The following is a 24,442-nucleotide window of genomic DNA, read 5'->3' on the forward strand; positions in this document are numbered from 1 at the left end:
TCGATGGTGACCGACGAGCGGTGTTGCCGTCGAGCGATTTTCGGTGTGCTCGGAACCGGTGGGCGCGCTCGTAATCGTTGAGACTGCGCTGGCGGCGGGCCCTACTCGGGGAACATCCGCCGCCAGCGCAGCCTCAACGAGGGTGGGTCAGCGGTCGGTGAACTTCGCCGCCCGGCGCTGCTGGAACGCCCGGGTGCCCTCGCGGAAATCGTCGGATTCCAGCAGCGTCAGCTGTCCCTTCTTCTCCCGCTCGAGCGCGTTCTCCAGTTCGGTCAGCGTCGCGGCATTGATCGCGTCCTTGGTCTTGCGCAGCGCCGCCGCGGGCCCGCCGACCAGCGTGTCGATCACCTTGTCGACCTCCGCGTCGAGGTCCGCAGCCGGATGCACCGCGCTGACCAGACCCCACTCGAAGGCTTCCGGCGCCGGAATGCGTTCGGCGAGCAGGGCCATCCGCATCGCCCGGGTGCGGCCGACCGCGGCGGCGATCAGCGCCGACGCGCCGCCGTCGGGCATCAACCCGATCTTGGTGAACGCGAGCATGAAGAACGCGTTGTCCGAGGCCAGTACCACGTCACAGGCCAGTGCCAGCGAGACGCCCACCCCGGCGGCGGGGCCCTGCACCACCGAGACGGCCGGCTGAGGCAGGTTGACGATCGCGCGGATGCAGCGGTTGGCCGCGTCGAGTACGTCGGCGGGTGTCCCCGCCGCGCCGGGATTGGCATGGTCCTCTTCGCTGATGCCCGCCCCGGAGGAGAAGCCGCGGCCGGCGCCGCCGATGCGCACGACCCTTACCCGCGGGTCGGTGGCGGCCTTCTCCAGGGCGTCGGCGAACGTGGCGAGCATCGGGGCGGTCAGGGAGTTCAGGCTGCCGGGCCGGTTGAGCGTCACGACCAGCACGCCACCGTCCAGCGTCACGGTGAGGTCGTCGATGCCGGCGTAGGTACCGGTGAATGCGTCGGTGGAGGTCATGCGGCATCCCTGCTGTCGTGGGGGCCGTCTCGAGCTGATGCCCCGCGGCCAGTCCGACTTGGTTATACAAGTAAGCTATGTCGGCGGTCAACCGAGCAGGCGCAACGAAGGGCGGTTAGGCATGACTGGACCCCAGCAGGGAGCTCCGACAGGACCTCTGGACGGACTACGTGTCGTAGAGCTGGCCGGCATCGGCCCGGGCCCGCATGCGGCCATGATCCTCGGCGACCTGGGCGCCGACGTGGTGCGCGTCGAGCGTCCCGGCAAGGGCGCCGGCCCGGCCACCAAACCCGGCGGCGACTATCTGTTGCGCAACCGGCGTTCGGTGGCGGCCAACCTGAAGGATGAGCAGGACCGCGACATGGTGCTCGGTCTGATCGCCAAGGCCGACGTGCTGATCGAAGGCTTCCGGCCCGGCGTCACCGAACGGCTCGGGCTGGGCCCCGAGGACTGTGCCCGGGTCAACGAACGGCTGATCTATGCCCGGATGACCGGCTGGGGTCAGGACGGGCCCCGTGCCCAGCAGGCCGGTCACGACATCAACTACATCTCGCTCAACGGCACGCTGCACGCGATCGGCCGGGCCGGTGAGCGACCCGTCCCGCCGCTGAACCTGGTGGGGGACTTCGGCGGTGGGTCGATGTTCCTGATCGTCGGGGTTCTCTCGGCGCTGTGGGAACGGGAACGCTCGGGCAAGGGCCAGGTGGTCGACGCCGCGATGGTCGACGGCTCGAGTGTGTTGTCGATGATGATGTGGGCGTTCCGCGGAATGGGGATGTGGAGCGACGAGCGGGGCGTGAACATGCTCGACACCGGCGCCCCGTACTACGACACCTACACCTGTGCCGACGGGCGGCATGTCGCGGTGGGTGCGATCGAACCGCAGTTCTACGCCCAGCTGCTGCAGGGGCTGGGCCTGGACGGCGCGGAGCTGCCCGAGCAGAACGACATGGGTCGCTGGCCGGAGCTGCGGGCCCGTCTCACCGAGGCGTTCGCCGCCCACGATCGTGATCACTGGGCCGAGGTGTTCGCCGGCACCGATGCGTGCGTGACGCCGGTGCTGTCGTTCGCCGAGGTGGAGTCCGAGCCGCACAACACCGAACGCGACACGTTCTACCGCGAGAACGGCTATCTCTATCCGGCGCCCGCTCCGCGGTTCTCGCGCTCCGTCCCGTCGGCGCCCAAGCCCCCGGGGGTTCCCGGCGCTGACACCGAAGCTGTTCTGCGGGAATGGGTTTGACGTCCGCATAGGACCGGTCAAGTAACAGAAAGGAACCGATCTGTGGAGATCAAGGACGCCGTAGCAGTCGTCACCGGAGGTGCCTCCGGGCTCGGTCTGGCGACCACCAAACGCCTGCTGGATCGCGGCGCATCCGTCGTCGTGATCGACCTCAAAGGTGAGGACGCGGTCAAGGAGCTGGGTGCGCGCGCCAAGTTCGTCGAAGCCAACGTCACCGACCCCGAGCAGGTCAGCGCAGCGCTCGACGCCGCCGAGGAGATGGGCCCGCTGCGCATCGACGTCAACTGCGCCGGCATCGGCAACGCCATCAAGACGCTGAGCAAGGACGGCCCGTTCCCGCTGGACGGTTTCACCAAGGTCATCCAGGTCAACCTGATCGGCACGTTCAACGTGATCCGGCTGGCCGCCGAACGCATGGCCAAGACCGAGCCGATCAACGGCGAGCGCGGGGTCATCATCAACACCGCCTCGGTGGCCGCGTTCGAGGGTCAGATCGGTCAGGCCGCCTACTCCGCGTCCAAGGGCGGCGTCGTCGGCATGACGCTGCCGATCGCGCGCGATCTGTCCCGCGAGCTGATCCGGGTGTGCACCATCGCCCCCGGTCTGTTCAAGACCCCGCTGCTGGGTTCGCTGCCCGAGGAGGCGCAGGCCTCGCTGGGCAAGCAGGTTCCGCACCCGGCCCGCCTCGGCGATCCCGACGAGTACGGCGCGCTGGCCACGCACATCGTGGAGAACCCGATGCTCAACGGTGAGACGATCCGCCTCGACGGCGCGATCCGGATGGCGCCGCGATGAGCATCAGGACGAAGTTCACCGAGACGTTCGGCGTCGAGCACCCCATCGCCCAGGGCGGCATGCAGTGGGTGGGCCGTGCCGAGCTCGTCGCCGCGGTGGCCAACGCGGGTGCGCTCGGCTTCATCACGGCGCTGACCCAGCCCACACCGGCGGACCTCGCCAACGAGATCGCCAGGACGCGTGACCTCACCGACAAGCCGTTCGGGGTCAACCTGACCATCCTGCCGGCGATCAACCCCCCGCCCTACGACGAATACCGGCAGGTGATCGTCGACGCCGGTATCAAGATCGTCGAGACCGCCGGCTCGAACCCCGCGCCGCACCTGCCGATGTTCCACGACAACGGCATCAAGGTGCTGCACAAGTGCACGTCGGTGCGGCACGCGGTCAAGGCGCAGTCACTCGGGGTGGACGGCATCAGCATCGACGGGTTCGAATGCGCCGGGCATCCCGGCGAGGACGACATCCCCGGCCTCGTCCTGATCCCCGCCGCGGCCGACAAGATCGAGATCCCGATGATCGCCTCCGGTGGGTTCGCCGACGCTCGCGGTCTGGTCGCGGCGCTGGCCCTGGGTGCCGACGGCATCAACATGGGGTCGCGGTTCATGTGCACCGTCGAGTCGTGCATTCACCAGAACGTCAAAGAGGCGATCGTCGCGGGTGACGAGCGGGGTACGGAGCTGATCTTCCGCAGCCTGCACAACACGGCGCGGGTGGCGTCGAACGTGGTGTCGCGGGAAGTGGTCGACATCCTCAAAAACGGCGGCCAGTTCGAGGACGTCAAGGATCTGGTGGCCGGCGTGCGCGGCCGGAGGGTGTTCGACGAGGGCGACACCGACGCGGGCATCTGGACGGTCGGTACGGCGATGGGTCTGATCAACGACATCCCGACGGTGCACGAGCTGGTGTCCCGGATGGTCACCGAGGCCGAGGGCCTGATCACCGGCCGGCTCGCCGGCATGGTGGCCACCTCAGCGCAGTCGGCGACGGTCTGAGCTCACCTCAGCGGCAAACCGCATCAACGAGGAACGCGCGCCCCGCGGGGCGCGCGTTTTCTCATACTGCGGTAGGGAGGGTGATCTCGTCGTCGAGCTGCTCCGAGGTCTCGCCCTCGACCAGGACATCTCCGTGGTAGAGCGCGTCGAAGTCAACCTTGATGACATCAGCGTTGGTGTCGTCGATCCACATGTACTGAACAGTAACCAGCGCGATTAAGGATTCTTTGAGTCACGATTCGGAGTTTGGTGGCAATCCTTACCGCTGGGTAGGGTCCGCGGTCTACCGGCCGGTAGCAATCAGGACGACGGCGTCGTGAGGTGGATCGGGTTCACCCCGTAGAGCGCGACCCACGTCACCACCGCGGCGATCACCGCAAGCCCCACCAGCCCCAGGCGTACCGGCATCGACCAGGTGATGCGGGCCAGCGGTCCAGCGTCGACCGAGAACTGGCCGGCACCGGCGAACAACAGCGCCGCCGCGCCGACGCCGATCAGGAACGGCAGGTTGAACGGCTCGGACCAGAAGGCCCCGGCCGAGACGTTGACGGCCCACGCGCACAACATCGCGCTGAGCACCGCGCACGCTGCCAGTGGGGTCAGAGCCCCCAGCAGCAGACCGATGCCGCCCAGCGTCTCGGCGGCGGTGACCATGAACGCGGCCAGCCCCGGAAGGCGCCAGCCCGCGTCGGCCATGAAGCCCACGGTGGTGGAGAAGTCGAGGGCCTTGATCAGTCCGGCCTGCAACGCCGCCGCCCCGATGCCCAGTCGAAGGATGGCCAATCCCACGGAGCCGCCGACGCCCGCGTTGGGCGCGGGTGCGGTGAGGTCTGTCGCCATGACCGACGAGCTTAGGGCGGTGGGACCGCGTCGCGTGGAGTCGAGGTTCATGCAGGACTCGACTTCGCGGAGTGCGGAAAGTCATCGCGCGGCGGTGAACCCTCCCGTTGACCGACCAACTTAACGTTGATAACTTAGCGCCGGTAACCTGCGTCGGTAACCAAAGGGGGACCCCGATGTTGCAGCGCATCGCACTGTTGGCCATCGCGGCGCCGCGCCGCATCCTCGTCGTCGCCCTGCTGGTGATGGTGGCCTGCGGGATCTTCGGAGTGCCGGTTGCCGGCACGCTGTCCGCCGGTGGATTTCAGGACCCGACCTCTGAATCGGCGAAGGCCACCCGGCTGTTGGTCGACGAATTCGATCAGGGCGACATGGAGCTGATCATCAGCGTCACCGACGAAGACGGGGTGCGGGCCCCGGCGGCGCGCGCGGTCGGCACCGACATCGCCGACCGGCTCGCGCAGTCGCCGCACGTCGGTGCCGTCACCTCGGCGTGGAGTGCGCCACCGGCCGCCGCCCCGGCTTTGGTCAGCGAGGACGGCAAGACCGGACTGATCGTCGCCGGAATCACCGGCGGGGAAAGCGAAGCGCAGAAGCACGCCAAAGCCCTCACCGACGAATTGGTCCACGACCGCGACGGGGTGACAGTGCAGGCCGGCGGCGTCGCCATGACCTACGTCCAGATCAACGCCCAGACCGAGCGCGACCTGTTGCGCATGGAAGCGATCGCGATCCCGCTGAGCTTCGTGGTGCTGGTCTGGGTGTTCGGCGGGCTGCTGGCCGCGGCGCTGCCGCTGGCCGTCGGCGCGTTCGCGATCCTGGGCTCGATGGCGGTGCTGCGGGCGTTCACGATGGTGACCGACGTGTCGATCTTCGCGCTGAACCTGTCGATCGCGATGGGGCTGGCGCTCGCCATCGACTACACGCTGCTCATCATCAGCCGCTACCGCGACGAGTTGGCCGCGGGCGAAGACACCGACACCGCGCTGGTGCGCACCATGGCGACCGCCGGGCGCACGGTGTTGTTCTCGGCGCTGACGGTGGCGTTGTCGCTGATCGCGATGGTGCTGTTCCCGATGTACTTCCTGAAGTCGTTCGCCTACGCCGGAATCGGTGTGGTCGGGTTCGCGGCGTTCGCCGCGATCGTGGTCGCGCCGGCCGCCATTGTGCTGTTGGGCGACCGGTTGGATTCCCTGGACGTGCGCCGGCTCCTCCGGCGCGCGCTGGGCCGGCCCGAACCGGCGCCCAAACCGGTCGAGCGGATGTTCTGGTACCGGTCGACGAAGTTCGTGATGCGCCGGTCGATCCCGATCGGGGTCGCCGTGGTGGCGTTGCTGCTGGTGCTCGGCGCGCCGTTCCTCGGCGCCAACTGGGGGTTCCCGGACGACCGCGTGCTCCCGGAGTCCGCGTCGGCCCGCCAGCTCGGTGATCAGCTGCGTGAGGACTTCGCGGTGGATTCGTCGACGAACGCGACCATCGTGTTGCCCGACACCCAGGGGCTTACCGCCGCCGACCTGGACGGCTATGCCGCCGAGCTGTCCCGGGTGCCCGACGTCTCGTCGGTGTCCGCTCCCGGCGGCACCTTCGTCGACGGGTCCCGAACCGCGCCACCGGCCGCGGCGACCGGCTTCGCCGACGGCAGCGCGTTCCTGACCGTCGGCAGCACCGCGCCACTGTTCACCGACGCCTCGGAGACCCAACTCGACCGCCTGCACGCGGTCGCACCGCCCCGAGATGTGCCGGTGCTGGTGACCGGGCTGGCCCAGATAAACCGGGACAGCTCCGAGGCGATCACGTCACGACTGCCCCTGGTGCTCACCGTCATCGCCCTCATCACCTATGTGCTGCTGTTCCTGCTGACCGGAAGCGTCGTGCTGCCGTTGAAAGCGTTGGTGCTCAACGTGCTGTCGCTGACCGCAGCGTTCGGCGCGCTGGTGTGGATCTTCCAGGACGGCCACCTCGGCGCGCTGGGCACCACCCCCACCGGCACGTTGGTGGCCACCATGCCGGTGCTGCTGTTCTGCATCGCGTTCGGGCTGTCGATGGATTACGAGGTGTTCCTGGTCTCGCGTATCCGGGAGTACTGGCTGGCCTCCGGCCACCGACCGGACACCGCCCACCTCGACGCCCACGCCCGCAGCGACGAGAGCGTGGCCCTCGGCTTGGCCCGGACCGGGCGGGTGGTGACCGCCGCGGCGTTGGTGATGTCGATTTCGTTCGCGGCGCTGATCGCCGCCGAGGTGGCGTTCATGCGCATGTTCGGGCTCGGGCTGACCCTGGCGATCCTGGCCGACGCGACGCTGGTGCGGATGTTGCTGGTGCCGGCGTTCATGCATGTGCTGGGCCGATGGAACTGGTGGGCGCCCGCGCCGCTGGTGGCCCTGCACAACCGCGTGGGTCTGAGCGAGGGCGGCGAGGACGACCGGCCGGGTGAACCGGCATCGGCCGGGCGGCACCGCATGCCCACGGGTAAGGGGGTCGGCTGAGATGAGTGTGCCACCACTGCGGCGTCGGCGCGCCGCCCGCGGTGCCGGCGAGCACCTGCGCGAGGAGATTCTCGACGCCGCAACCGGTCTTCTGCTGGAAACCGGTGACGCCAAAGCGGTCTCGATCCGCTCCGTGGCGCAGCGGGTGGGGGTGACCCCGCCGTCGATCTATCTGCATTTCGCCGACAAGCAGGCGCTGCTGGACGCGGTGTGCAGCCGCTACTTCGAGAAGCTCGACGAACAGATGCAGGCGGTGGACGGTGCGGGTCGGCCGGACGTGCCGATGGTCGAGGTGCTGCGCGCCCAGGGCATGGCCTATGTGCGGTTCGCGTTGGCCAACCCGGAGCTCTACCGGATCGCCACCATGGGCCACGGTCACCCCGGGGGCGAGGTCGATGTGGCACTGACCAGTTCGGCGTTCCTGCACATCCGCGGGTCGATGGAGGCGATGATCGCCGACGGTCTGTATCCGCCCGCAGACCCGACCGCGCTGGCCCTCGAGATGTGGGCGGCGGTGCACGGCGTCGCCGCGCTGGTGATCTCGCGGCCCTACCTACCATGGGGAGACGTCGAGGAGTTCGCCGACCGTGTGCTGCGGTCCCTGTGTCTGGGCCTGGTCGCCACCACCGGGACCACAGCCACCGACTCGGCGGCCGACATGGTGAACTGGTTGAAGGAGGCCGCCGATGAGCGACGCAGTCGATAATCCGTTCTTCGCCCGGTTGTGGAAGACGATGTCGAGCCGGGAGCCCGAGTCGTTGCGGCGACTACGCCGGCAGAACCTGGCAGGTCTGTCGGGGAGGGTGCTGGAGGTGGGCGCCGGAACGGGCACGAACTTCGAGTTCTACCCCGCCACGGTCACCGAGGTGGTGGCCGTCGAACCGGAGCGCAGGCTCGCCGTCGTGGCCGAGCGCGCCGCTGCCGCCGCGCCGGTCCCCGTCACCGTCACCGGCCAGACCGTCGAGGAGTTCACCGACGGTCAGACGTTCGACGCCGTGGTGTGCTCGCTGGTTCTGTGTTCGGTGCATGACCCCGAACAGGTTGTCCGACAACTGTATTCGCTGCTGAGTCCGGGTGGGGAATTGCGCTACCTGGAACATGTCGCCGAAGGCGGGGGACGGGGCAGGCTGCAGAAGTTCGTCGACGCGACCTTCTGGCCCCGGCTGCTGGGCAACTGCCACACTCACCGCGACACCGAGTCGACGATCGCCGCGGCGGGATTGCAGGTCACCGGCGCCCACCGCGAGCGCGTGATGCCCGCGTGGGTGCCGATGCCGGCCGCCGAGTTCGCGATGGGCGTCGCCGTACGGCCGGACTGACCCGCTCGGCGTCGCCGCGTTGCAGCAACCGGCGAGGGGCAGGTCAGCCCAACAGCACCGGAAGGCGCTGCAGCAGCCCGGGCAGTGCGCTGGCCGCCTTCTCGCGCAGTGTCACCGTCGCGCTGTCGGACAGCGGCGTGGGTTCCGGGTTGACCTCGATGACGGGCGTGCCGTTGGCGACGGCCAACTCGGGCAGCCCGGCCGCGGGGTAGACCACCGACGAGGTGCCGACCACCACCACCAGGTCGGCGTTGACCACCGCATCGACCGACCGCTGCCACGCGTCGTCGGGCAGTGGCTCGCCGAACCACACCACGTTCGGGCGGATGAGCCCACCGCAGCCGCACCGAGGTGGTTCGACCGTCGCCACGGGCTCGGGCATGTCGGGCACCTCGTCGAGATAGCCGGCACGGCACCGGTCGCAGTGGAATTCGAACAGGCTGCCGTGCACGTGGTGCACCCGGTTGCTGCCCGCTCGCTCGTGCAGGTTGTCGACGTTCTGGGTCACGACGTGGACGTCGGCGTAGTCCTCCCAGGCGGCGACCGCGCGGTGGGCGTCGTTGGGTGCCACCGCGCTCATCATGTGGTGGCGCCACAGGTACCACGCCCACACCCGCTCGGGGTGAGCGCGCCAACCGTGCGAACTGGAGATCTCGTAGGGGTCGACCTCGGCCCACAACCCGGTTTCGGCGTCACGGAAGGTCGGCACGCCGCTCTCGGCGGAGATGCCCGCACCGCTGAATACCGTCACCTGCACCCCACCAAAGTAGCGGCTGTGGGTGATACTGGGCACGTGGCCGATTTGGGGGAATGGGTGCGCGTGGATCCGAACGCCGCCAGGCCGCTGTTCGATCAGCTGAGAACGCAGATCGTCGGCGGGATCCGGGACGGTCAACTCGAACCGGGCACCAGGCTGCCGACGGTGCGCGAGTTGGCCGGTCAGATCAACCTGGCAGTGAATACCGTCGCCCGCGCGTACCGGGAGCTCGAGGCAGCGGGGGTGTTGGAGACCAGGGGCCGGTTCGGCACCTTCGTGGCGCGGTCGGATCCGGCGGACGTGGCGATGGCCACCGCGGCGAACACGTTCGTGTCCGCGGCGCGGGCCCTCGGCGTGGACAAGGGTGAGGCGTTGCGCTACGTGGAGGCCGCGTTCGGCTGAGCAATGTTGGGCTGAGGCTGCGACGGACGACGTGCCGTCAGCCGAATTCCAGCAGCGTCACCGTCGGTCGCACCGGGTCCAGCAGCGGCGTGCGCTGCACCGCCCAGACGAGCGCGCTGAGCAATCGCCCGCGCGGCGCTTCGCTGGGCAGATCGTGCACGGCGCGTACCCCCGGAACGGTGTCGACCAGTTCGGCAGCCTCGGCGACCGACAGCGTGAACGGCATCGGCGGCACCCGGTAACGCAGCGACGTCCGCATGCCCCGGCGCGCGAGCGCATGGAACGCCGACGGTGGCAGATCGAACATCATCTGCCCGCCCGGGAACCGTGCCGCGCAGGCGGTGATCAGCGCCATCGCGTCCTCCGGCGGCAGGTACATCAGCAGACCCTCGGCGGTGATGAACACCCCGTCGTCGGGGTTCACCCGGTCCATCCAGCTGAAGTCCAGGGCTGACTGGGCACACATCTGTATCCGGTCCGAGGCCGGCAGCAGCTTGCGGCGCAGCTCCACCATCGGCGGCAGGTCGACGGTCAACCACCGGAACTGGTCGCCCACACCCGCGGCGTCGAGCCGGTAGAAACTGGTCTGCAATCCCTCGGCCAGCGCCACCACCGTCGCACGCGGATGGTCGACGAGGTAGCGCCGGGTGTACTTGTCGAACACCTTCGCGCGCAGCGCCATGTCCTGGCGTTTGGTGTAGCCGAACTTGCCGAAGTCGACGTCGATCGAATCGACGAGGTGCACGGCCATCGGGTCGTCGATGATCCCGTCGGGCCGACGCGCCTCCGAGGCCCGTACCTGCAGCGTCATCAGTGCGGTCTCGGAGACCCCGGTCAGGTCTGCGGAATGCTTGGCGGTCATTGGCCCTCCCGGCCGGTCGGTGCGGCTAACCCCGCAGGACCTTGTCGATCGTGCGCAGGTTGCGCGTGGTGGTCGAGGATTTGTAGCGCTTGCGTCCCATTGTCCTGCCCATGACGCTCTGCAGGGTCGCCGAGCGCGGCACCTGCCAGTACACGACGCCGTCGCCGGGGGCGATGCGCTCACCCGGACCGGGCCGGCGGGCCAGCTCGGCCAGCTCGCGCAGCACGTCGTCATCGCTGACGAACGTGACGTAGGAGTGGTGGCCGTCGACCTCCCGCGGGAACGGGTACGCCGACGAGATCTGCGCCAGGGTGTCCAGCCCGTAGACCAGAACCCATGCCTCGTAATCGAATTCGTCCCGCAGCGCCCGCTCGGCCCGGTCTCTGACCGCGGCGGCGTCCGCCTCGCTGTCGAGCAGCACGTTGCCGCTGGCCAGGATCGTCCTGACCCCGGTGAACCCGGCCGCTTCGAGCGCCCCGGTGAGGGCGGCCATCTTCAGGGTGACCCCGCCGACGTTGACCCCACGCAGGAACGCGGCGTAGCGCGTCATCGTCTCCGCTCCATCTGTTCGATGATCCCAGACCCGCGATCGTTCTAGTCTCGTGTCATGACGCGCGATGTCTTCGACGACAAGCTGTTGGCCGTGATCGCCGGGAACTCCCTGGGCGTGCTGGCCACGATCAAACGAGACGGACGACCACAGCTGTCCAACGTCTCCTACCATTTCGATCCGCGTGCGTTGACGATCTCGGTGTCGATCACCGAGCCGCGGGCCAAGACTCGCAATCTGCGGCGCGACGCGCGGGCCTCGCTGCACGTCAGCTCCGACGACGGCTGGTCCTATGCGGTCGCCGAGGGAGACGCCCAGCTCAGTCCACCGGCGGCCGAGCCCGGGGACGACACCGTGGCCGGCTTGGTGCAGCTCTACCGCGAGCTGGCCGGCGAGCACCCCGACTGGGACGACTACCGCCGAGCGATGGTCGACGACCGCAGAGTGCTGATGACACTGCCCATTTCACATGTCTACGGCATGCCGCCGGGCAAGCGCTGAGCGACTAGGATCCGATCATGACAGCCACAGGTCAGGAACAGACCGGCGACGACGACACCAAGCGCAAGTTCCGCGAGGCGCTGGAACGCAAGAACGCCAAGTCCGCCACCGGAACCGCCCACCGCGACGGCGGCGCCAAACAGCCCCGCTCACACGGCCCGGTGGAGAACCGCCGCGAATTCCGCCGCAAGAGCGGATAACGGCGGCTCACACGCGGACACGCCGGGTCTCGCGGGCGAGGATGGCGGCCAGGCAGCCGGTGGCCAGCGCCGCCACCGCCACCGCGAACGTCAACCCGGCGGTGTCCAGACCCCAGGCCTGCGCGGCGAGACCCTCGCCCATCACCGGCAGCGACAGAGCGACGTAGGCGACCACGAAGTACGTCGACGTCACCTCGGCGCGGCGGTCGGCCGGGGTGCAGTCGGAGACCGCGGCGAGCCCCCGGCCGAAGCTGACTCCCTGACCGATGCCGCACACGACGGCCGCGGCGATCATCAACGTCAGCGAGGCGACGTGCACCGCGAGCGCCAGGATCGCCATCCCCGCGATGAGGACCGCGCACCCGAACGCCACGGCCCGTTGCGGGTCGGCGCGCAGCGAGGCCAGTTGCGCCAGCGCGGACGACGCGAAGATCGAGCAGACGATCGCACCCGCGGTGGCGTGGTTGTCGATGCCCACGACGTCGGACAGGAACGACGGCGCCACCGCGGTGAACAGCCCGGTGGTGGCGAAGCCGGCGAACCCGGCCAACGCGGCGACGACGAACACCGCGCGTGCCTGCGGCGGCACCGCGAGCCGCTGGACGCCGAGTCGCCCGGTGCGTGGCGAGGTCTCGGGCACCATCAGCACGGCTACCGCGGCCAACCCGGCGAGCACGAGGTGGACGACGAAGCTGAGTTGCAACGGATGCGGGGCGTACTGCACCAGCAGGCCGGCCAGCAGCGGGCCCGCTCCGAGCCCGCCGATGTTGGCCACGGTGGCGACCGCCGGCGCCCGTCCCCGCCAGACCGGCGGTGCCGCCTCCACCACCGCCGCGGTGGCGGTCCCGGTGAACAGCCCGGCGGACAGGCCCGACAGCACCCGACCCGCCAGCAGCACCGGCACCGAGTCGGCGAACAGGAACACCACCGCGCTGGCCATCGCGAACCCCACCCCGGCCAGCAGCACCGGACGCCGGCCCACGGTGTCCGACCACCGGCCGAACGCCAGCAACCCGACCAGCACCCCACCGGCGTAGGTGGCGTAGACGACCGTCGTCGTCAGCACCGAGAAGTCCAGGTGCTCGGCATAGAGCGCGTACATCGGCGTCGGCAGCGTGGTGCCGGCCATGATCGCGGTGAACGCGTAGGCGAGCAGGGCCATCGGATACGTGCGCACGGGACTCACAACGCGCAGGGGTACCCAGAACTTTCCCGGACACAGACCGGGCTCGCCCCGCGGCGGCGGGACGAGCCTGGCCTGGCGCCCAGAAGGGGACTAGTGGGCGACCGCCTTTTCGGCTCCGATGCCGGTCAGTGAACGCACCTCCATCTCGGCGGCGATCTTCGGATCCTCGTCGTCGGGCGAGGTCAGGGTCCCGACGATGCCGAGGATGAATGCCAGCGGGATCGAGACGATGCCCGGATTGGCCAGCGGGAAGTACGAGAAGTCGACGCTGGGGAACATCGACGTCGGCCCACCCGACACCGCGGGGGAGAACACGATCAGCACGATGGTCGAGATCAGACCGCCGTACATGCTCCACAGGGCGCCGCGGGTGTTGAACCGCTTCCAGTACAGCGAGTAGACGATGGTGGGCAGGTTCGCCGCCGCCGCGACCGCGAAGGCCAGGGCGACCAGGAATGCGACGTTCTGGCCGTTGGCCAGGATGCCCAGCCCGATGGACAGCGCGCCCAGCACCACCGCGGTGATACGCGACACCCGGACCTGTTCGGCCTCGGTCACCGTGTGCCCCTTGCGGATCGTGGCGTAGATGTCGTGGGCGAACGATGCCGACGCGGTGATGGTCAACCCGGCGACCACGGCCAGGATGGTCGCGAACGCCACCGCCGAGATGATGCCGAGCAACACCACCCCACCCAACTGGAAGGCCAGCAGCGGTGCCGCGGAGTTCACTCCGCCCGCGGCGCCGAGGATCGTGTCCGGGCCGACCAGCGCGGCGGCGCCGTAGCCCAGCACCAGGGTGAACAGGTAGAAGGCGCCGATCAGCGCGATCGCCCAGACCACCGAGCGGCGGGCCTCCTTGGCGGTGGGCACGGTGTAGAACCGCATCAGCACGTGCGGCAGACCCGCGGTGCCCAGCACCAGCGCGATCGCCAGCGAGATGAAGTTGATCTGCGAGGTCAGCGACCCGCCGTACTGTGCGCCGGGGGCCAGCACGTCGCGGTTGGCGACGGCCTCGGTGGTGCTTCCACTGATCGCCGACTGTGCGGCGCCGAGGATTTCGGAGAAGTTCAGCCCGAACTTGCCGAGCACCATCAGCGTCATCGCTCCCGCACCGGCGATCAGCAACACGGCTTTGATGATCTGCACCCAGGTGGTGCCCTTCATGCCGCCGACCAGGACGTAGAGGATCATCAGCACGCCGACCACGGCGATGACGATGGCCTGTCCGCCGCTGGAGTTGACGTTGAGCAGCAGGGCGACCAGACCGCCGGCGCCGGCCATCTGGGCCAGCAGGTAGAACAGCGACACGGTCAGCGTGTTGGTGGCCGCAGCCAGCCGGACCGGCCGCTGCTTGAGCCGGAAGCTCAACACGTCGGCCATCGTGAATTTGCCGGTGTTGCGCAACAACTCGGCCACCAGAAGCAGCGCCACCAGCCAGGCGACCAGGAAGCCGATCGAGTACAGGAAGCCGTCGTAGCCGTACACGGCGATCGCGCCGGCGATCCCGAGGAAGCTGGCCGCCGACAGATAGTCACCGGCGATGGCGATGCCGTTCTGCGGCCCGGTGAAGCCGCGACCACCGGTGAAGAACTCGGCGGCCGTCGCGTTGCGCTTGCTGGCGCGGATGACGACCACCATGGTCACGACGACGAACAGGCTGAAGATGCCGATGTTGGCGGCGGTGTTGCCGACCGTCTCGGTCTGGGCGAGCAGAGTGGTCATTTGACTTCGCTTTCCAACTCGGTGCGAATGGCTTCGGCGCGGGGATCGAGCTCACGGTTGGCGAATCGCACGTACAGGCCGGTGATCAGGAACGTCGTGACGAACTGGCCCAGGCCGATGATCAGGCCGACGTTGATGTTGCCCCACACCTCGATTGCCATGAAGTCGTGGGCGAACGCCCCGAGCAGGACGTAGGTGGCGTACCAGATGAGGAAGAAGGCCGTCATCGGGAAGACGAAGCGGCGCAGGCGGCTTCGCAGCTCCTGGAACTCGGGGCTGGCCTGCACCTGCAGGTATCGCTCGCCGCTGATGGCCTCCGGGCGAATGGGTAGGTCGGTTTCGGACACCGTGGTCTCACTTCCTGGCTGTGTGTGAACAGGCTCTGGTCAGGAAGCTAGTTGAGACGTGAGTCACATATCTATGGCTGACGGTGCCTGCACGGTGAGGTCGGGAGCCCGTGCGGTGAACGGTCGATCGCCGGCGACGAACGGCGCCGCCTGGAATCGGCCGGCTCAGCCCCGCGGCATCCGCTCGATCCCCATCCCCAGATGCTCCGGCACGTGCATCCGGGCGAAGATCTGCGCGACGTCGGCGGGGATCTTCGCTCTGGTGGCCCAGCTGACGACGATCATCGTCGCGAATGCCAACGGCACGCTGACCGCGGCCGGGTAGCCGATCAGCACGGCCGGCCACCCGCCGAACATGTCCTCGTCCACGCCTCCGGCCACGGCGACGCTGACGGTGACCCCCGAGAGCAGCCCGCCGACGGCCAACCCGCTGGCGGCCCCCAGCGCTGTCAGCCCGCGCCACCAGATACCGAGCACCAGCAGGGGACACAACGTCGAGGCCGCCACCGCGAACGCCAGCCCGACGCTGCGGGACAACTCCAGCCCGCCGGCGGTGGTCAGCGCCAACGGAATCGGGATCAGCCCGCCCACCACGGCGGCCAGTCGGAAGTCGCGCACGCGGCCGGGCAGCACATCGGTGGCCAGCGCCCCGGCGAAGCTGACGAGCAGACCCGACGACGTGGCCAGGAACGCGGCGATCGCCCCGGCCGCCACCAGAGCGGCCACCACCTGCCCGACCGGACCGCCGATGGCCGCGGCGGGCGCCAGCAGCACCGCGGCGTCGGAGTTGCCGGTGATCAGCAGTTGCGGGACGTAGAGCCTCGAGAACACTCCGATCAGCGTCGGGAACAGATAGAACAGCGACAGCAGTGCGATCACGGCCAGCGCGGTGCGCCGTGCCGCGCGCCCGTCGGGGTTGGTGTAGAAGCGCACCAGCACGTGCGGCAGTCCCATCGTGCCCAGGAACGTGGCCACCATGATCGAGATGACCTGGTACAGCGGGTGATGGCCACCGAAGCCGCGACCCGAGGCGATCCAGTCGGCGCCGGTGCTCGGCGCGCCTGCCACCACGGGCGTCGCCGCGCCGGCCGCCAACGTCAGGGTGCTGCCCGCCCCGAGCGTGTGATCACCCGCGCCGCCGATGGCGGACGCGTCGACCGCGCGGCCGTCCAGCGTGCCCGACACCGCGACCCCCTCGGGTTCGGTGACGCTGACGACGACATCGGTGTCGATGCTGACAGTGGTGTCCTGCTGCACCGTCGGCGGCAGCGCGCCGCCCAGCTTCCAGCCCTCCGCGCCGCCGTTGTCGCTGAAGAACAGCGCGGTCAACGCCAGCGCGGGGATCGCGATCGCGGTGAGCTTGAGCCAGTACTGGAATGCCTGGACGAACGTGATCGACCGCATGCCCCCGGCGACCACATTGGTGATGACGATGGCCCCGACCGCGACCGGACCCAGCCACACCGGTGTGCCCAGCAGCGTCTTGAGCGCCAGCCCGGCGCCCTGGTACTGCGGTACCAGATAGAAGATGCAGACCACGACGACGACGAGCATCGCGACCTTGCGCAGCCGCGCCGAGCCGAGCCGGAATTCGGCGAAGTCGGGCACGGTGTAGGCGCCGGAGCGACGCAGTGGCGCCGCCACGAACAACAGCAGACCCAGATACCCTGCGGTGAATCCCACGGGGTACCACAGCGCGTCGGCGCCGTATTTGGCGATGAGTCCGGCTACGCCGAGAAACGAAGCGGCTGAAAGGTACTCACCCGAGATCGCGGCGGCGTTCCACTGCGATCCGACGGTGCGGGACGCGACGAGGAAGTCCGACGTCGTGCGGGAGAAACGCACACCGTAGGCGCCGATGGCGACGGTGGCCACGGCTGCGACGAGCAGCGCGGCCGCGGTCAGCGGGGAGCCGGTCACAGCTCGGCGTCGACGACGCCGACGAAATCGCGCTCGGCCTGTTCGGACAGGCGTACGTAGAACCAGCCGATGCCGTAGAGCAGCGGATACACCAGCACGGTCAGCACCAGCCAGTTCAACCGGATGCCGAACACGGTGATCGCGCCGAGGCCGGGGAACAGCGCGTTGAGCAACGGGATGGCTCCGGTCAGGACCACCACCACGGCCGCCAACCGCAGCGCCAGACCCAGCTGGGCCCGCATCAGGCCGCGCACCAGAGCATCGCCGACCTGGGTCTGCTCGTGCACCTCGACACGAGTGCGCACCATGCGGGCGCCACGGCGATGCGCCAGGACCACGCGTTGTCGCTGTGGCCGTTCGCCGCTAGTCATCGGCGCCGCCCGCCGGTCGTAGGTTGCGCATCGGGTTGCGCACCACCCGGTCCCGCAGCTCGCGGGCCTGGCGTCGGCTGACCGGAAGCTCGACCGCGGGGGAGGCGCCGTTGGCGCGCAGCCGGACCAGCATCGCGCCGTCGGTCGAGCGCAGACCGGTGACCAGGCGCAGCGCGACCAGATACGAGCGGTGTACCCGTTGGAAACCGTGGTCGCGCCAGCGTGTTTCGAGGGTGGACAGCGGGATGCGCACCAGGTGCGAACCCGACGCCGAGTGCAGGCGCGCGTAGTCGCCCTCGGCCTCCACCCAGCCGATGCTGTCGCGCGGCACCAGATGCGTGACGCCGCCGACTTCGGCGGGCACCACATCGGATTCGGGTTCCTTGGCCGGCTCCCCGACGGGTTCGACGGGTCCCGCCTCGCCCGTCTGCGCGCCGGCGGCGCGGCGTACCGCCTCGTCGAGTCGGTCGTCGCGAATCGGTTTGAGGAGGTAGTCGATGGCGCCGACGTCGAACGCCGCGACGGCCTTGTCGTCGTGCGCGGTGACGAAGACGATGGCGGGCCGCTCGGAGAAGTTGGCGAGCACCCCGGCCAGTTCGATCCCGGACAACCCGGGCATGTTGATGTCGAGAAAGACGGCATCGATGCGGCGGGCGTTGAGCTCGCGCAGGGCCGAGGTGGCGTCGCCGGCGCGGATGACTTCGGCGATGTCGGGGTGTCGGTCCAGCAGGTAGGCGAGTTCGTCGAGTGCGGGCGCTTCGTCGTCGACGGCGAGAACGGTCAGCAGCCTGCTTCCCGACCTGCCCACTGGCTTGGTCATTGGCTGCCCACCCCGAACGCACCTCCGCTGGCCCACACCCCGGACCGGAACTTCGGCACCCGCATCACGACCTTCGTGCCCGCACCGATCGCCGTCTCGACGACAAGACCGTAATCGTTTCCGAACGCTGCCCGCAGCCGATGGTCGACATTCGTCAGGCCGACGTGGGCGGAGTTTCCCTCCTGCGGCGACATGCCTGCGGACAGCGCATCACTCGGCCCCGCCCGCAGCGCGTCGGGATCCATCCCCACCCCGTCGTCTTCGACGGTGATCACGCAGTCGGAGCCCTCGTCGCGGGCGATCAGCTCGATCGAACCGCCCCCGCGACCCGAGAAGCCGTGCCGGACCGCGTTCTCCACCAAGGGCTGCAGCGCCAGGAACGGGACGACGACGTTGAGCACCTCCGGCGCCACCTGCACGGTCACCTTCAGCGAGTTGCCGAATCGGGCTCGTTCCAGAGTCAGGTAGCGGTCGATGTTGCGCAGTTCGTCGGCCAGCGTCGTGTACTGGCCGGCGGCGCGGAACGAGTAGCGGGTGAAGTCGGCGAACTCCAGGATCAGCTCGCGGGCGCGGTCGGGGTCGGTGCGCACGAACGACGCGATCGTGTTGAGCGCGTTGTAGATGAAGTGCGGACTGATCTGGGCGCGCAGTGCCAGCACCTCGGCGCGGTCGAGCCGGGCGCGGGAGGCATCGAGTTCGGCCAGTTCCACCTGGCTGGCCGCGTAACGCGCGACTTCCCCGACCGCGCCGAGCATTCCGGGGGCGGGGGAGCGGGTCGTCACCACCACGAGCACCCCCAACGGGTCGCCCGCCTCGTCGAGCAGCGGTTGCGCGATCACCGCAGACACCCGGGCCGGCAGCATCACGCGGCGCTGACCCGAGATCGCCTCCCGGGCTGCTCCGTCACACGCCTCGAGTACCTCGGCGTCCCAGATCGGATGCTCGTCGGGATCTCGGGCGAGTTGCTGGCCGTCACCGCCGTACAGTGCGAGCCCATCGGTTCCGGTCAACCCACGCAGGAACGGTGCGGCGGTCTCGGCCGAATCGGCGTCCAGGCCGCGGCGCAGCGCCCGCGCCGCCAGAGACGCCGTGTGCAGCGCCGCGTGCACGGCCCGCTCGGTGGGGGTGGCCACCACCCGGCGGGTGCGCACCGCGAGCACCACCGCGGCGACCGCGAGCAGGATCAGCGCGGCCGTCAGCGCGATCGCGAGCTCGCCGGACATGTCTTTGCTCCTCGCCTGCGGGTTTTGGTCACCTTAATCCGGCGATGTGGCATGGCCCCGGGTTGTTCGACAACAGCTGCCGACATGTTGCCCGGGTGGCCCGCTATGGCTGAAGGCGGCCCTGAATGCCAGCTCATCCGGATAGCGACATCGAGACGAGAACGATGACAAGATAGGCGAGAAACAGCCAGAACTGGATGGACTCGGACAATCGGTGCGAGATTCGCACACCGAGGGGTGAACCCAGAAGCGCGCCCACCGCCATTCCCGCGAACGCGGGGAGATAGAGGAACCCGATGGAGCCCGCGGGTAATTCGCCGGCCCCGAGTCCGCCGAGTAGATATCCAGTTCCTGCACCGATCCCGATCACCGCAGACAACGCCGCAGCGATGGCGGAAGCCTGTTGTATCCGGTATCCGGCACTCTGCAGATAAGGCACGGTGACGATGGCTGCGCCGGCACCCAGCAGCGCACCGGTCAAGCCCGTGGTGACTCCGGCAGCCAGCCGACTCACGCGGGACGGCACGACAGGAGACGCCTCGCCGATTGCGCCGCCGGTGCGTGCTGTGCGCGATTCCACGAGGCGACGACGGAGTGCCCGAATGATCATGTATCCGACGAAACAGAGGAAGAAGATGCGGAGGGCGGTCCCAGGCAGCATCCCGCCGCCGAATGCGCCGAGGACCGTACCGAGCATCACCGGCAGGATCAGTCGCCTGAGCAGCGCCCAGTCCAGATCCCCGCACCGACTGCGCAAGAAGGTCGTGTAGAGCGCAGTGCAGAACATGACCGCGAGCGACGTCCCTATCGCGAGGTGCATGACATGCCCGGGTACCACACCCTGCAGGGGCAGAGCCACCGCTAGGGCCGGCACTATGGTCAGACCGCCGCCGAGCCCGAACAACCCGGAGACCAGTCCGGCCACAGTGCCGGCCAGAAGATAGATCAGGTAGATCCCCGCGCCGCTCATCGACGGTCGCGCGCGGTGAGGTCATCCGCGGCGGCTGGCGGAGAGACCACGATTGGGCCACCCATGAGGTCATCGTGACAGCGTTCGCAACCCGCCGCTTCGAATATCTACGGATCCCATGCTGGGAACCGCAGGGGTGCAGCTCGCGCCGGATAGGGTTGACCCATGACTGGGAAGCTGTGTCTGACGCAAGAACCCAGCGCCGATGCGCTGCTGGAGGAGAATCCGTTCGCACTGCTCGTCGGGATGCTGCTCGACCAGCAGATCGCCATGGAGGTCGCATTCGGCGGGCCCAAGAAGATCGCCGACCGGATCGGTGGTTTCGATGCGGCGACGATCGCCGACTACGACCCGGAGAAGTTCGCCGCACTGTGTGCGCAAACCCCTGCGATACACCGGTTTCCAGGGTCGATGGCCACGCGCGTCCAGGCGCTGGCCAAGGTGATCGTCGACGAGTACGACGGGAACGCCGCGGCGCTGTGGTCCGACGGCGCCGACGGCAAGGACGTGCTGCGCCGGCTCAAGGCGCTACCCGGTTTCGGAGATCAGAAGGCGAAGATCTTCCTGGCTCTGCTCGGCAAGCAGTACGGCGTCACCCCGAAGGGCTGGCGGACCGCGGCGGGGGACTACGGCAAGGCCGGGACGAACATGTCGGTGGCCGACGTGACCGGACCGGGTTCACTGCAGAAGGTGCGCACGTACAAGAAGGAAGCCAAAGCGGCCGCCAAGCAGGCCAAGGCCGCCAAGGCCTAGAGACAACCGCCGCGAAGGCCTAGAGACAACCTCGGCACCGAGCCTGCGGCCAGATCGCCAAGACGGGCCGCGTCACGATCTCTGTGCAGACTCGGTGGAATCGTCGGCGTCCAGCATGGCCAGTTCGCCGAGGACGGCGGCGACCATGCGCCCCGACGCAGAGGCGGTGTCCAGTCCGTTGCGCAGGCAGCGCAGCGTGATCCCCCGGGCGCTCAGATCGCTGACGGTCCGGGCAACTTCGGCGGCCGTGCGCCCCAGCCTCTCCAGGGCCACCACGATGACGACGTCGCCGGCGCGGGCGTAACTGAGCAGGGCGAGCAGTCCGGCGCGGATCTTGTCGCTCGATCCGCCGGCCTTGTCGGTGAAGATCCGTCGCGGGTCGACGCCCACCGCGGTGAGCTCGGCGAGTTGTTCGTCGAGGTCGGCGCAGGCGCTGGCATGACTCAACGCGTAACCCAGCGTGATCGCCACCTGTCCAAGGTCTCACGACACGGTGCCGTCGTCACAGTGCCGCGCCGTCGAATCTCTCCCAGGTGGCGAACTGGGCGACGGTTTTACGGGTCAGCCGGGTGGGCTGCCGCTGGGGTCTGCCCAGCGGCAACACCGCGGCGACCGCATGCCCTTCCGGGATCCCCAGCAGCGCCTTGACCCGCGGTTCCTCGGCTACCGCCATCGTTGTCAACACCCCGCCGAATCCCTCGTTGCGGGCAGCCAGCAGGACGTTCCACACGAACGGGTACACCGACGCACCCGCGACGACCCCGACACGGTCGAGATCCTGGTCGACGGCAGCCACCACCGCGAGATCGACACAGATCACCAACACCACCGACGACGTCAGCAGCGGGGCCGTGAAGTCCGCGGGCACCTCCGTGGCAGCGACTTGCTCGGCTGAAATACCCATGGGCCGCAGCGGGTTCCACGGGCCCTCATCGTTGCGCTTCTGGGCGAGGTAACGACGCGCGGCCGGCATGCTCAGCTCACCGAGCGACGCGCGCGTGCCGGTGTCGCGGATCGCGATGACATGCACTCCTTGCCGGTTTCCTCCGCTGGGCGCGAAGCGGGCGTGGTCGAGAATCCGGACCAGCACGTCGTCGGGCAAGGGATCATCGGTGAATCGTCGGACGGCGCCCGTCGTACGCATCACGTCGTAGAGGTCCATACCGAAATCTTGGCTTAAGGTCGGGCCACGGCTGTGCCATTGTGAACACATGAAGACTCACCTGAACTGCCCCTGTGGCGAAGCGATCACCGGTAAGGATGAAGACGACCTCGTGGAGAAGGCCCAAGAGCACCTGTCGCAGGTGCATCCCGGCCGCGACTACGACCGGGACGCCATCCTCTTCATGGCCTACTGACCCTGTTTCAGTTCGGCGGCGCGACCGCCGGCGTGTTGGCGAGGGCATCCGGGACGACCGTCGAACCGATGGTCGGCATGAACTGGCACTGCTTCTCGGTCGTGGTCACCTGACCGAAGATGGTCGACATGATGCTGCCCGAACCGGTGTCGACGATCGCGGTCAGCGTCGTCGGACCTTCGGGGTTGATGTCGGGCCGCGGCTTCAGCGTCGCGCTGCCCGACTTGCCGGTGCTCAGGTTCACCCATGTGACGTTCAGCGGCAGCTTCTGCTCGGCGGCCGGGCCGGGCGTGCCGACCGCGGTGAACACGTAGGCGGTCTGGCCCGGTCCGGGTCCCGGAGCCGGGATCTTCGCCGGTCCTGCCACCGAGATCGCGGTGGCCAGCACGTTGCCGCCGTCGGCCAGGCAGCCGTTGCTGATCGACGGGTACAGGAAGTCCTGCTTGACGGGGGCGTCCGGGCCGAAGCCGGGAGCGGGTGCGGGTGCCGCGACCGGGGCTGCAGCGACGTCCGGTGCCGGCGGCGGCGCGATGGCGTCCGGCGCGGGAGCGGGAGCCGGGGCCACCGCCTCAGGAGCCGGCGCCGGGGCCTCAGGAGCCGGGGCAGGGGCCGCCGGAGCCGGGGCGACTGCTTCGGGGGCAGGCGCCGCCGCTTCCGGCGCCGGCCCTGGGGGTGACACCTCGGGCTGAGGCGCGTGGGCCACCTCGGGCGCGGCCGCGGGTAGCGCCTCCGGTGCGGGTCCGACGGCGTGTGCCGGGTCGACACCGGCGGGCAGGTGCGCCTGCGTGCCGGGAATCGCGCCGGTGGCCGGCACGTGCGCCACCGGCTGCACGAACTGGTTGACCGCCGACGCGACATCGCGGGACGGCGGCGGAGCCGCCGAGTCTCCGGCGAACACCGCGGCGGCGGCCATCAGCATCGAAGCAGCATTGGTGGGATCAGCGGCCGCCTGCTGGATGACCGGCCCGAGGCTCTGCACCGCGGGCAGGCCGGGCGCCTGCAGGCCGTCGATCGGCAGGGGCGCCGCCGCGGGGTCGGCGTGCGCGACACCGGTCACGCCGAGCAACGCGGCTGACGAGCCCACGGCGACGACGGTGGTGAGCATCGTCCTGATCGTTGACATGATCCCCCATTGCTTTCTTTGATGTGGCTGTCGTTGATGTGCCTGGTTGGTGTGGGGCTCGATCAGGGCAGCGCCGACAGCGGGGACATCGGCCCCAGCGGATCGGTCGTGCCGACGGGCCCGGTGGGTGCCGGCGCGGTTGCCGCGGGCGCGACGGCCGCCGGTGTCACGGCTGCCGGTGCGTTGCCGGTCGGCAGCAGTCCGCCCAGCGGGTTGTCGGCGGGCAGCAGCGAGGCGAGGCTGCCGGGGACACCCAGTGAGTCGGTGATGCCGGCCAGCGGCGATGCGGGCGCGGTCGCCGGGGTGGCGACGGCGGCCGGGGTGGCGACGGCCGGCAGTGTGTTGACCGGCTGGGGCAGCGTGACCGAGGCGGTTGCTCCGGGTGCGGTGGCCGGGGCGGTCGCGGGCGTCGCGGCGGACGCGGGGCTGATGGCGTTGGCGAAGGTCTGGATCAGGCTGGACGCCGCCGCCGGATTCACCAGCTGCTGCAGCATGTCCATGCCCGGAACCGCCGGTGCGGGCGCGGGCGCGGGTGCCGGGGCCGGCTGAGCAGCAGCGGAAGCACTGAGCGCCACGGCGGCCGACACCGCTCCTGCCGCCGCGATCATCGTTGTTGCAAACAGTTTTCGGGTGCGGTGCATGAAAGTCTCCAGTTCGTTGTGGCACGGTTGGGTCGCCTGAACCGAAGCTAGCTTGTTACTGGAGTTACTCAAGTGACATGTGTGGCATTTAT

General features: G+C 69.1%; 29 protein-coding genes. 11 read left to right on the forward strand and 18 right to left on the reverse strand.

Features of this window, described 5'->3' with window-relative positions:
• Positions 1–147 precede the first annotated feature (147 nt).
• Positions 148–969: an enoyl-CoA hydratase gene (locus tag ACEWX3_RS08280; RefSeq protein ID WP_207068333.1), complete on the reverse strand. Its 822-nt coding sequence runs from the start codon at positions 967–969 to the stop codon at positions 148–150.
• Between the two features lie 121 nt (positions 970–1,090).
• Here ACEWX3_RS08280 and ACEWX3_RS08285 point away from each other — a divergent pair, with 121 nt between their 5' ends.
• The 3 genes from ACEWX3_RS08285 to ACEWX3_RS08295 are packed head-to-tail and all read left to right on the forward strand — an operon-like array spanning position 1,091 to position 3,999.
• Complete coding sequence (locus ACEWX3_RS08285; protein WP_374159157.1) at positions 1,091–2,209, forward strand: CaiB/BaiF CoA transferase family protein; 1,119 nt, start codon at positions 1,091–1,093, stop codon at positions 2,207–2,209.
• A 42-nt stretch (positions 2,210–2,251) separates the two neighbouring features.
• On the forward strand, positions 2,252–3,004 hold the full coding sequence (locus tag ACEWX3_RS08290) for a 3-hydroxyacyl-CoA dehydrogenase (RefSeq protein ID WP_207068331.1): 753 nt from the start codon (positions 2,252–2,254) through the stop codon (positions 3,002–3,004).
• Positions 3,001–3,999, forward strand: coding sequence for a nitronate monooxygenase family protein (locus tag ACEWX3_RS08295; protein WP_207068330.1), 999 nt, complete (start codon positions 3,001–3,003; stop codon positions 3,997–3,999). Before ACEWX3_RS08290 ends, ACEWX3_RS08295 begins: the two co-directional genes overlap by 4 nt.
• A gap of 61 nt (positions 4,000–4,060) precedes the next feature.
• Here ACEWX3_RS08295 and ACEWX3_RS08300 read toward each other — a convergent pair whose 3' ends face one another.
• Positions 4,061–4,192 (reverse strand): hypothetical protein, encoded by a 132-nt coding sequence (locus ACEWX3_RS08300; protein ID WP_152518257.1) that lies wholly within the window; start codon positions 4,190–4,192, stop codon positions 4,061–4,063.
• A 107-nt stretch (positions 4,193–4,299) separates the two neighbouring features.
• Entirely contained in the window at positions 4,300–4,839 is a 540-nt protein-coding gene (locus ACEWX3_RS08305) for a DoxX family protein (RefSeq protein WP_374159158.1), read from the reverse strand.
• A gap of 176 nt (positions 4,840–5,015) precedes the next feature.
• Between ACEWX3_RS08305 and ACEWX3_RS08310 the strand changes: the two genes are divergently transcribed.
• The 3 genes from ACEWX3_RS08310 to ACEWX3_RS08320 are packed head-to-tail and all read left to right on the forward strand — an operon-like array spanning position 5,016 to position 8,644.
• Positions 5,016–7,325, forward strand: a complete 2,310-nt coding sequence (locus tag ACEWX3_RS08310) for an MMPL family transporter (RefSeq protein WP_374159159.1) — start codon at positions 5,016–5,018, stop codon at positions 7,323–7,325.
• Position 7,326: 1 nt separating this feature from the next.
• A complete protein-coding gene (locus ACEWX3_RS08315; protein WP_207068327.1) occupies positions 7,327–8,031 on the forward strand; it encodes a TetR/AcrR family transcriptional regulator in 705 nt (234 codons plus the stop codon).
• A complete protein-coding gene (locus tag ACEWX3_RS08320) occupies positions 8,012–8,644 on the forward strand; it encodes a class I SAM-dependent methyltransferase (RefSeq protein WP_374159160.1) in 633 nt (210 codons plus the stop codon). The genes ACEWX3_RS08315 and ACEWX3_RS08320 overlap by 20 nt, the downstream gene beginning before the upstream one ends.
• Before the next feature lie 43 nt (positions 8,645–8,687).
• On the opposite strand, the gene ACEWX3_RS08325 is transcribed toward ACEWX3_RS08320, so the two are convergent.
• A complete protein-coding gene (locus tag ACEWX3_RS08325) occupies positions 8,688–9,401 on the reverse strand; it encodes an NAD-dependent deacylase (RefSeq protein WP_207068325.1) in 714 nt (237 codons plus the stop codon).
• 36 nt (positions 9,402–9,437) lie between these two features.
• On the opposite strand from ACEWX3_RS08325, the gene ACEWX3_RS08330 reads away from it, so the two are divergent.
• Positions 9,438–9,803, forward strand: a complete 366-nt coding sequence (locus ACEWX3_RS08330) for a GntR family transcriptional regulator (protein ID WP_207068324.1) — start codon at positions 9,438–9,440, stop codon at positions 9,801–9,803.
• A 37-nt stretch (positions 9,804–9,840) separates the two neighbouring features.
• Here ACEWX3_RS08330 and ACEWX3_RS08335 read toward each other — a convergent pair whose 3' ends face one another.
• Positions 9,841–10,665 carry a class I SAM-dependent methyltransferase gene (locus ACEWX3_RS08335; protein ID WP_207068323.1) on the reverse strand — a complete coding sequence of 275 codons (825 nt, stop codon included), beginning with the start codon at positions 10,663–10,665 and terminating at the stop codon, positions 9,841–9,843.
• Positions 10,666–10,690: 25 nt separating this feature from the next.
• Entirely contained in the window at positions 10,691–11,215 is a 525-nt protein-coding gene (locus ACEWX3_RS08340) for a DUF1697 domain-containing protein (RefSeq protein ID WP_374159161.1), read from the reverse strand.
• A 57-nt stretch (positions 11,216–11,272) separates the two neighbouring features.
• Here ACEWX3_RS08340 and ACEWX3_RS08345 point away from each other — a divergent pair, with 57 nt between their 5' ends.
• Together ACEWX3_RS08345 and ACEWX3_RS08350 are read left to right on the forward strand one after the other, a co-directional pair.
• Entirely contained in the window at positions 11,273–11,716 is a 444-nt protein-coding gene (locus ACEWX3_RS08345) for a PPOX class F420-dependent oxidoreductase (protein WP_374159162.1), read from the forward strand.
• A 17-nt stretch (positions 11,717–11,733) separates the two neighbouring features.
• Complete coding sequence (locus ACEWX3_RS08350) at positions 11,734–11,916, forward strand: DUF5302 domain-containing protein (RefSeq protein WP_221362311.1); 183 nt, start codon at positions 11,734–11,736, stop codon at positions 11,914–11,916.
• 7 nt (positions 11,917–11,923) lie between these two features.
• On the opposite strand, the gene ACEWX3_RS08355 is transcribed toward ACEWX3_RS08350, so the two are convergent.
• The 8 genes from ACEWX3_RS08355 to ACEWX3_RS08390 all read right to left on the reverse strand — a co-directional run bounded on the left by ACEWX3_RS08355 (position 11,924) and on the right by ACEWX3_RS08390 (position 20,475).
• Positions 11,924–13,078: an MFS transporter gene (locus ACEWX3_RS08355; RefSeq protein WP_374159808.1), complete on the reverse strand. Its 1,155-nt coding sequence runs from the start codon at positions 13,076–13,078 to the stop codon at positions 11,924–11,926.
• 114 nt (positions 13,079–13,192) lie between these two features.
• Positions 13,193–14,824 (reverse strand): cation acetate symporter, encoded by a 1,632-nt coding sequence (locus tag ACEWX3_RS08360; protein WP_221362312.1) that lies wholly within the window; start codon positions 14,822–14,824, stop codon positions 13,193–13,195.
• Positions 14,821–15,171, reverse strand: a complete 351-nt coding sequence (locus tag ACEWX3_RS08365; RefSeq protein ID WP_152518246.1) for a DUF485 domain-containing protein — start codon at positions 15,169–15,171, stop codon at positions 14,821–14,823. The genes ACEWX3_RS08360 and ACEWX3_RS08365 overlap by 4 nt, the downstream gene beginning before the upstream one ends.
• Positions 15,172–15,336: 165 nt before the next feature.
• Positions 15,337–17,091: a cation acetate symporter gene (locus ACEWX3_RS08370; RefSeq protein ID WP_374159163.1), complete on the reverse strand. Its 1,755-nt coding sequence runs from the start codon at positions 17,089–17,091 to the stop codon at positions 15,337–15,339.
• Positions 17,088–17,462, reverse strand: coding sequence for a hypothetical protein (locus ACEWX3_RS08375; protein WP_152518244.1), 375 nt, complete (start codon positions 17,460–17,462; stop codon positions 17,088–17,090). Before ACEWX3_RS08375 ends, ACEWX3_RS08370 begins: the two co-directional genes overlap by 4 nt.
• The gene (locus ACEWX3_RS08380; protein ID WP_207068317.1) at positions 17,455–18,282 is read right to left on the reverse strand and encodes a LytTR family DNA-binding domain-containing protein; all 828 of its coding nucleotides are present in this window, start codon (positions 18,280–18,282) and stop codon (positions 17,455–17,457) included. Before ACEWX3_RS08380 ends, ACEWX3_RS08375 begins: the two co-directional genes overlap by 8 nt.
• Complete coding sequence (locus ACEWX3_RS08385) at positions 18,279–19,505, reverse strand: sensor histidine kinase (protein WP_374159164.1); 1,227 nt, start codon at positions 19,503–19,505, stop codon at positions 18,279–18,281. Before ACEWX3_RS08385 ends, ACEWX3_RS08380 begins: the two co-directional genes overlap by 4 nt.
• Positions 19,506–19,638: 133 nt before the next feature.
• Complete coding sequence (locus tag ACEWX3_RS08390) at positions 19,639–20,475, reverse strand: sulfite exporter TauE/SafE family protein (protein WP_221362315.1); 837 nt, start codon at positions 20,473–20,475, stop codon at positions 19,639–19,641.
• A gap of 165 nt (positions 20,476–20,640) precedes the next feature.
• On the opposite strand from ACEWX3_RS08390, the gene ACEWX3_RS08395 reads away from it, so the two are divergent.
• Positions 20,641–21,228, forward strand: coding sequence for an HhH-GPD-type base excision DNA repair protein (locus ACEWX3_RS08395; RefSeq protein WP_374159165.1), 588 nt, complete (start codon positions 20,641–20,643; stop codon positions 21,226–21,228).
• Positions 21,229–21,300: 72 nt separating this feature from the next.
• Here the strand turns inward: ACEWX3_RS08395 and ACEWX3_RS08400 are convergent, their stop codons facing one another.
• Complete coding sequence (locus tag ACEWX3_RS08400; protein WP_374159166.1) at positions 21,301–21,699, reverse strand: recombinase family protein; 399 nt, start codon at positions 21,697–21,699, stop codon at positions 21,301–21,303.
• 31 nt (positions 21,700–21,730) lie between these two features.
• Positions 21,731–22,390, reverse strand: a complete 660-nt coding sequence (locus ACEWX3_RS08405) for a nitroreductase family protein (protein ID WP_221362317.1) — start codon at positions 22,388–22,390, stop codon at positions 21,731–21,733.
• A 49-nt stretch (positions 22,391–22,439) separates the two neighbouring features.
• Between ACEWX3_RS08405 and ACEWX3_RS08410 the strand changes: the two genes are divergently transcribed.
• Positions 22,440–22,586 carry a DUF1059 domain-containing protein gene (locus ACEWX3_RS08410; RefSeq protein ID WP_152518237.1) on the forward strand — a complete coding sequence of 49 codons (147 nt, stop codon included), beginning with the start codon at positions 22,440–22,442 and terminating at the stop codon, positions 22,584–22,586.
• Positions 22,587–22,593: 7 nt separating this feature from the next.
• On the opposite strand, the gene ACEWX3_RS08415 is transcribed toward ACEWX3_RS08410, so the two are convergent.
• Positions 22,594–23,709: a hypothetical protein gene (locus tag ACEWX3_RS08415; RefSeq protein ID WP_221362319.1), complete on the reverse strand. Its 1,116-nt coding sequence runs from the start codon at positions 23,707–23,709 to the stop codon at positions 22,594–22,596.
• A 62-nt stretch (positions 23,710–23,771) separates the two neighbouring features.
• A complete protein-coding gene (locus ACEWX3_RS08420) occupies positions 23,772–24,350 on the reverse strand; it encodes a hypothetical protein (protein ID WP_207068310.1) in 579 nt (192 codons plus the stop codon).
• Between the last annotated feature and the right edge of the window lie 92 nt (positions 24,351–24,442).

It is taken from the genome of Mycobacterium sp. G7A2 (genome assembly GCF_041902445.1).
Classification (GTDB): Bacteria; Actinomycetota; Actinomycetes; order Mycobacteriales; family Mycobacteriaceae; genus Mycobacterium.

Coding starts and splice junctions, on each gene's coding strand:
- ACEWX3_RS08280 (WP_207068333.1), bottom strand. CDS start 969: ATGACCTCCACCGACGCATTCACCGGTACCTACGCCGGCATCGACGAC.
- ACEWX3_RS08285 (WP_374159157.1), top strand. CDS start 1,091: ATGACTGGACCCCAGCAGGGAGCTCCGACAGGACCTCTGGACGGACTA.
- ACEWX3_RS08295 (WP_207068330.1), top strand. CDS start 3,001: ATGAGCATCAGGACGAAGTTCACCGAGACGTTCGGCGTCGAGCACCCC.
- ACEWX3_RS08300 (WP_152518257.1), bottom strand. CDS start 4,192: ATGTGGATCGACGACACCAACGCTGATGTCATCAAGGTTGACTTCGAC.
- ACEWX3_RS08305 (WP_374159158.1), bottom strand. CDS start 4,839: ATGGCGACAGACCTCACCGCACCCGCGCCCAACGCGGGCGTCGGCGGC.
- ACEWX3_RS08310 (WP_374159159.1), top strand. CDS start 5,016: ATGTTGCAGCGCATCGCACTGTTGGCCATCGCGGCGCCGCGCCGCATC.
- ACEWX3_RS08315 (WP_207068327.1), top strand. CDS start 7,327: ATGAGTGTGCCACCACTGCGGCGTCGGCGCGCCGCCCGCGGTGCCGGC.
- ACEWX3_RS08320 (WP_374159160.1), top strand. CDS start 8,012: ATGAGCGACGCAGTCGATAATCCGTTCTTCGCCCGGTTGTGGAAGACG.
- ACEWX3_RS08335 (WP_207068323.1), bottom strand. CDS start 10,665: ATGACCGCCAAGCATTCCGCAGACCTGACCGGGGTCTCCGAGACCGCA.
- ACEWX3_RS08340 (WP_374159161.1), bottom strand. CDS start 11,215: ATGACGCGCTACGCCGCGTTCCTGCGTGGGGTCAACGTCGGCGGGGTC.
- ACEWX3_RS08345 (WP_374159162.1), top strand. CDS start 11,273: ATGACGCGCGATGTCTTCGACGACAAGCTGTTGGCCGTGATCGCCGGG.
- ACEWX3_RS08350 (WP_221362311.1), top strand. CDS start 11,734: ATGACAGCCACAGGTCAGGAACAGACCGGCGACGACGACACCAAGCGC.
- ACEWX3_RS08355 (WP_374159808.1), bottom strand. CDS start 13,078: ATGGCCCTGCTCGCCTACGCGTTCACCGCGATCATGGCCGGCACCACG.
- ACEWX3_RS08360 (WP_221362312.1), bottom strand. CDS start 14,824: ATGACCACTCTGCTCGCCCAGACCGAGACGGTCGGCAACACCGCCGCC.
- ACEWX3_RS08375 (WP_152518244.1), bottom strand. CDS start 17,462: ATGACTAGCGGCGAACGGCCACAGCGACAACGCGTGGTCCTGGCGCAT.
- ACEWX3_RS08380 (WP_207068317.1), bottom strand. CDS start 18,282: ATGACCAAGCCAGTGGGCAGGTCGGGAAGCAGGCTGCTGACCGTTCTC.
- ACEWX3_RS08385 (WP_374159164.1), bottom strand. CDS start 19,505: ATGTCCGGCGAGCTCGCGATCGCGCTGACGGCCGCGCTGATCCTGCTC.
- ACEWX3_RS08390 (WP_221362315.1), bottom strand. CDS start 20,475: ATGAGCGGCGCGGGGATCTACCTGATCTATCTTCTGGCCGGCACTGTG.
- ACEWX3_RS08395 (WP_374159165.1), top strand. CDS start 20,641: ATGACTGGGAAGCTGTGTCTGACGCAAGAACCCAGCGCCGATGCGCTG.
- ACEWX3_RS08405 (WP_221362317.1), bottom strand. CDS start 22,390: ATGGACCTCTACGACGTGATGCGTACGACGGGCGCCGTCCGACGATTC.
- ACEWX3_RS08410 (WP_152518237.1), top strand. CDS start 22,440: ATGAAGACTCACCTGAACTGCCCCTGTGGCGAAGCGATCACCGGTAAG.
- ACEWX3_RS08415 (WP_221362319.1), bottom strand. CDS start 23,709: ATGTCAACGATCAGGACGATGCTCACCACCGTCGTCGCCGTGGGCTCG.
- ACEWX3_RS08420 (WP_207068310.1), bottom strand. CDS start 24,350: ATGCACCGCACCCGAAAACTGTTTGCAACAACGATGATCGCGGCGGCA.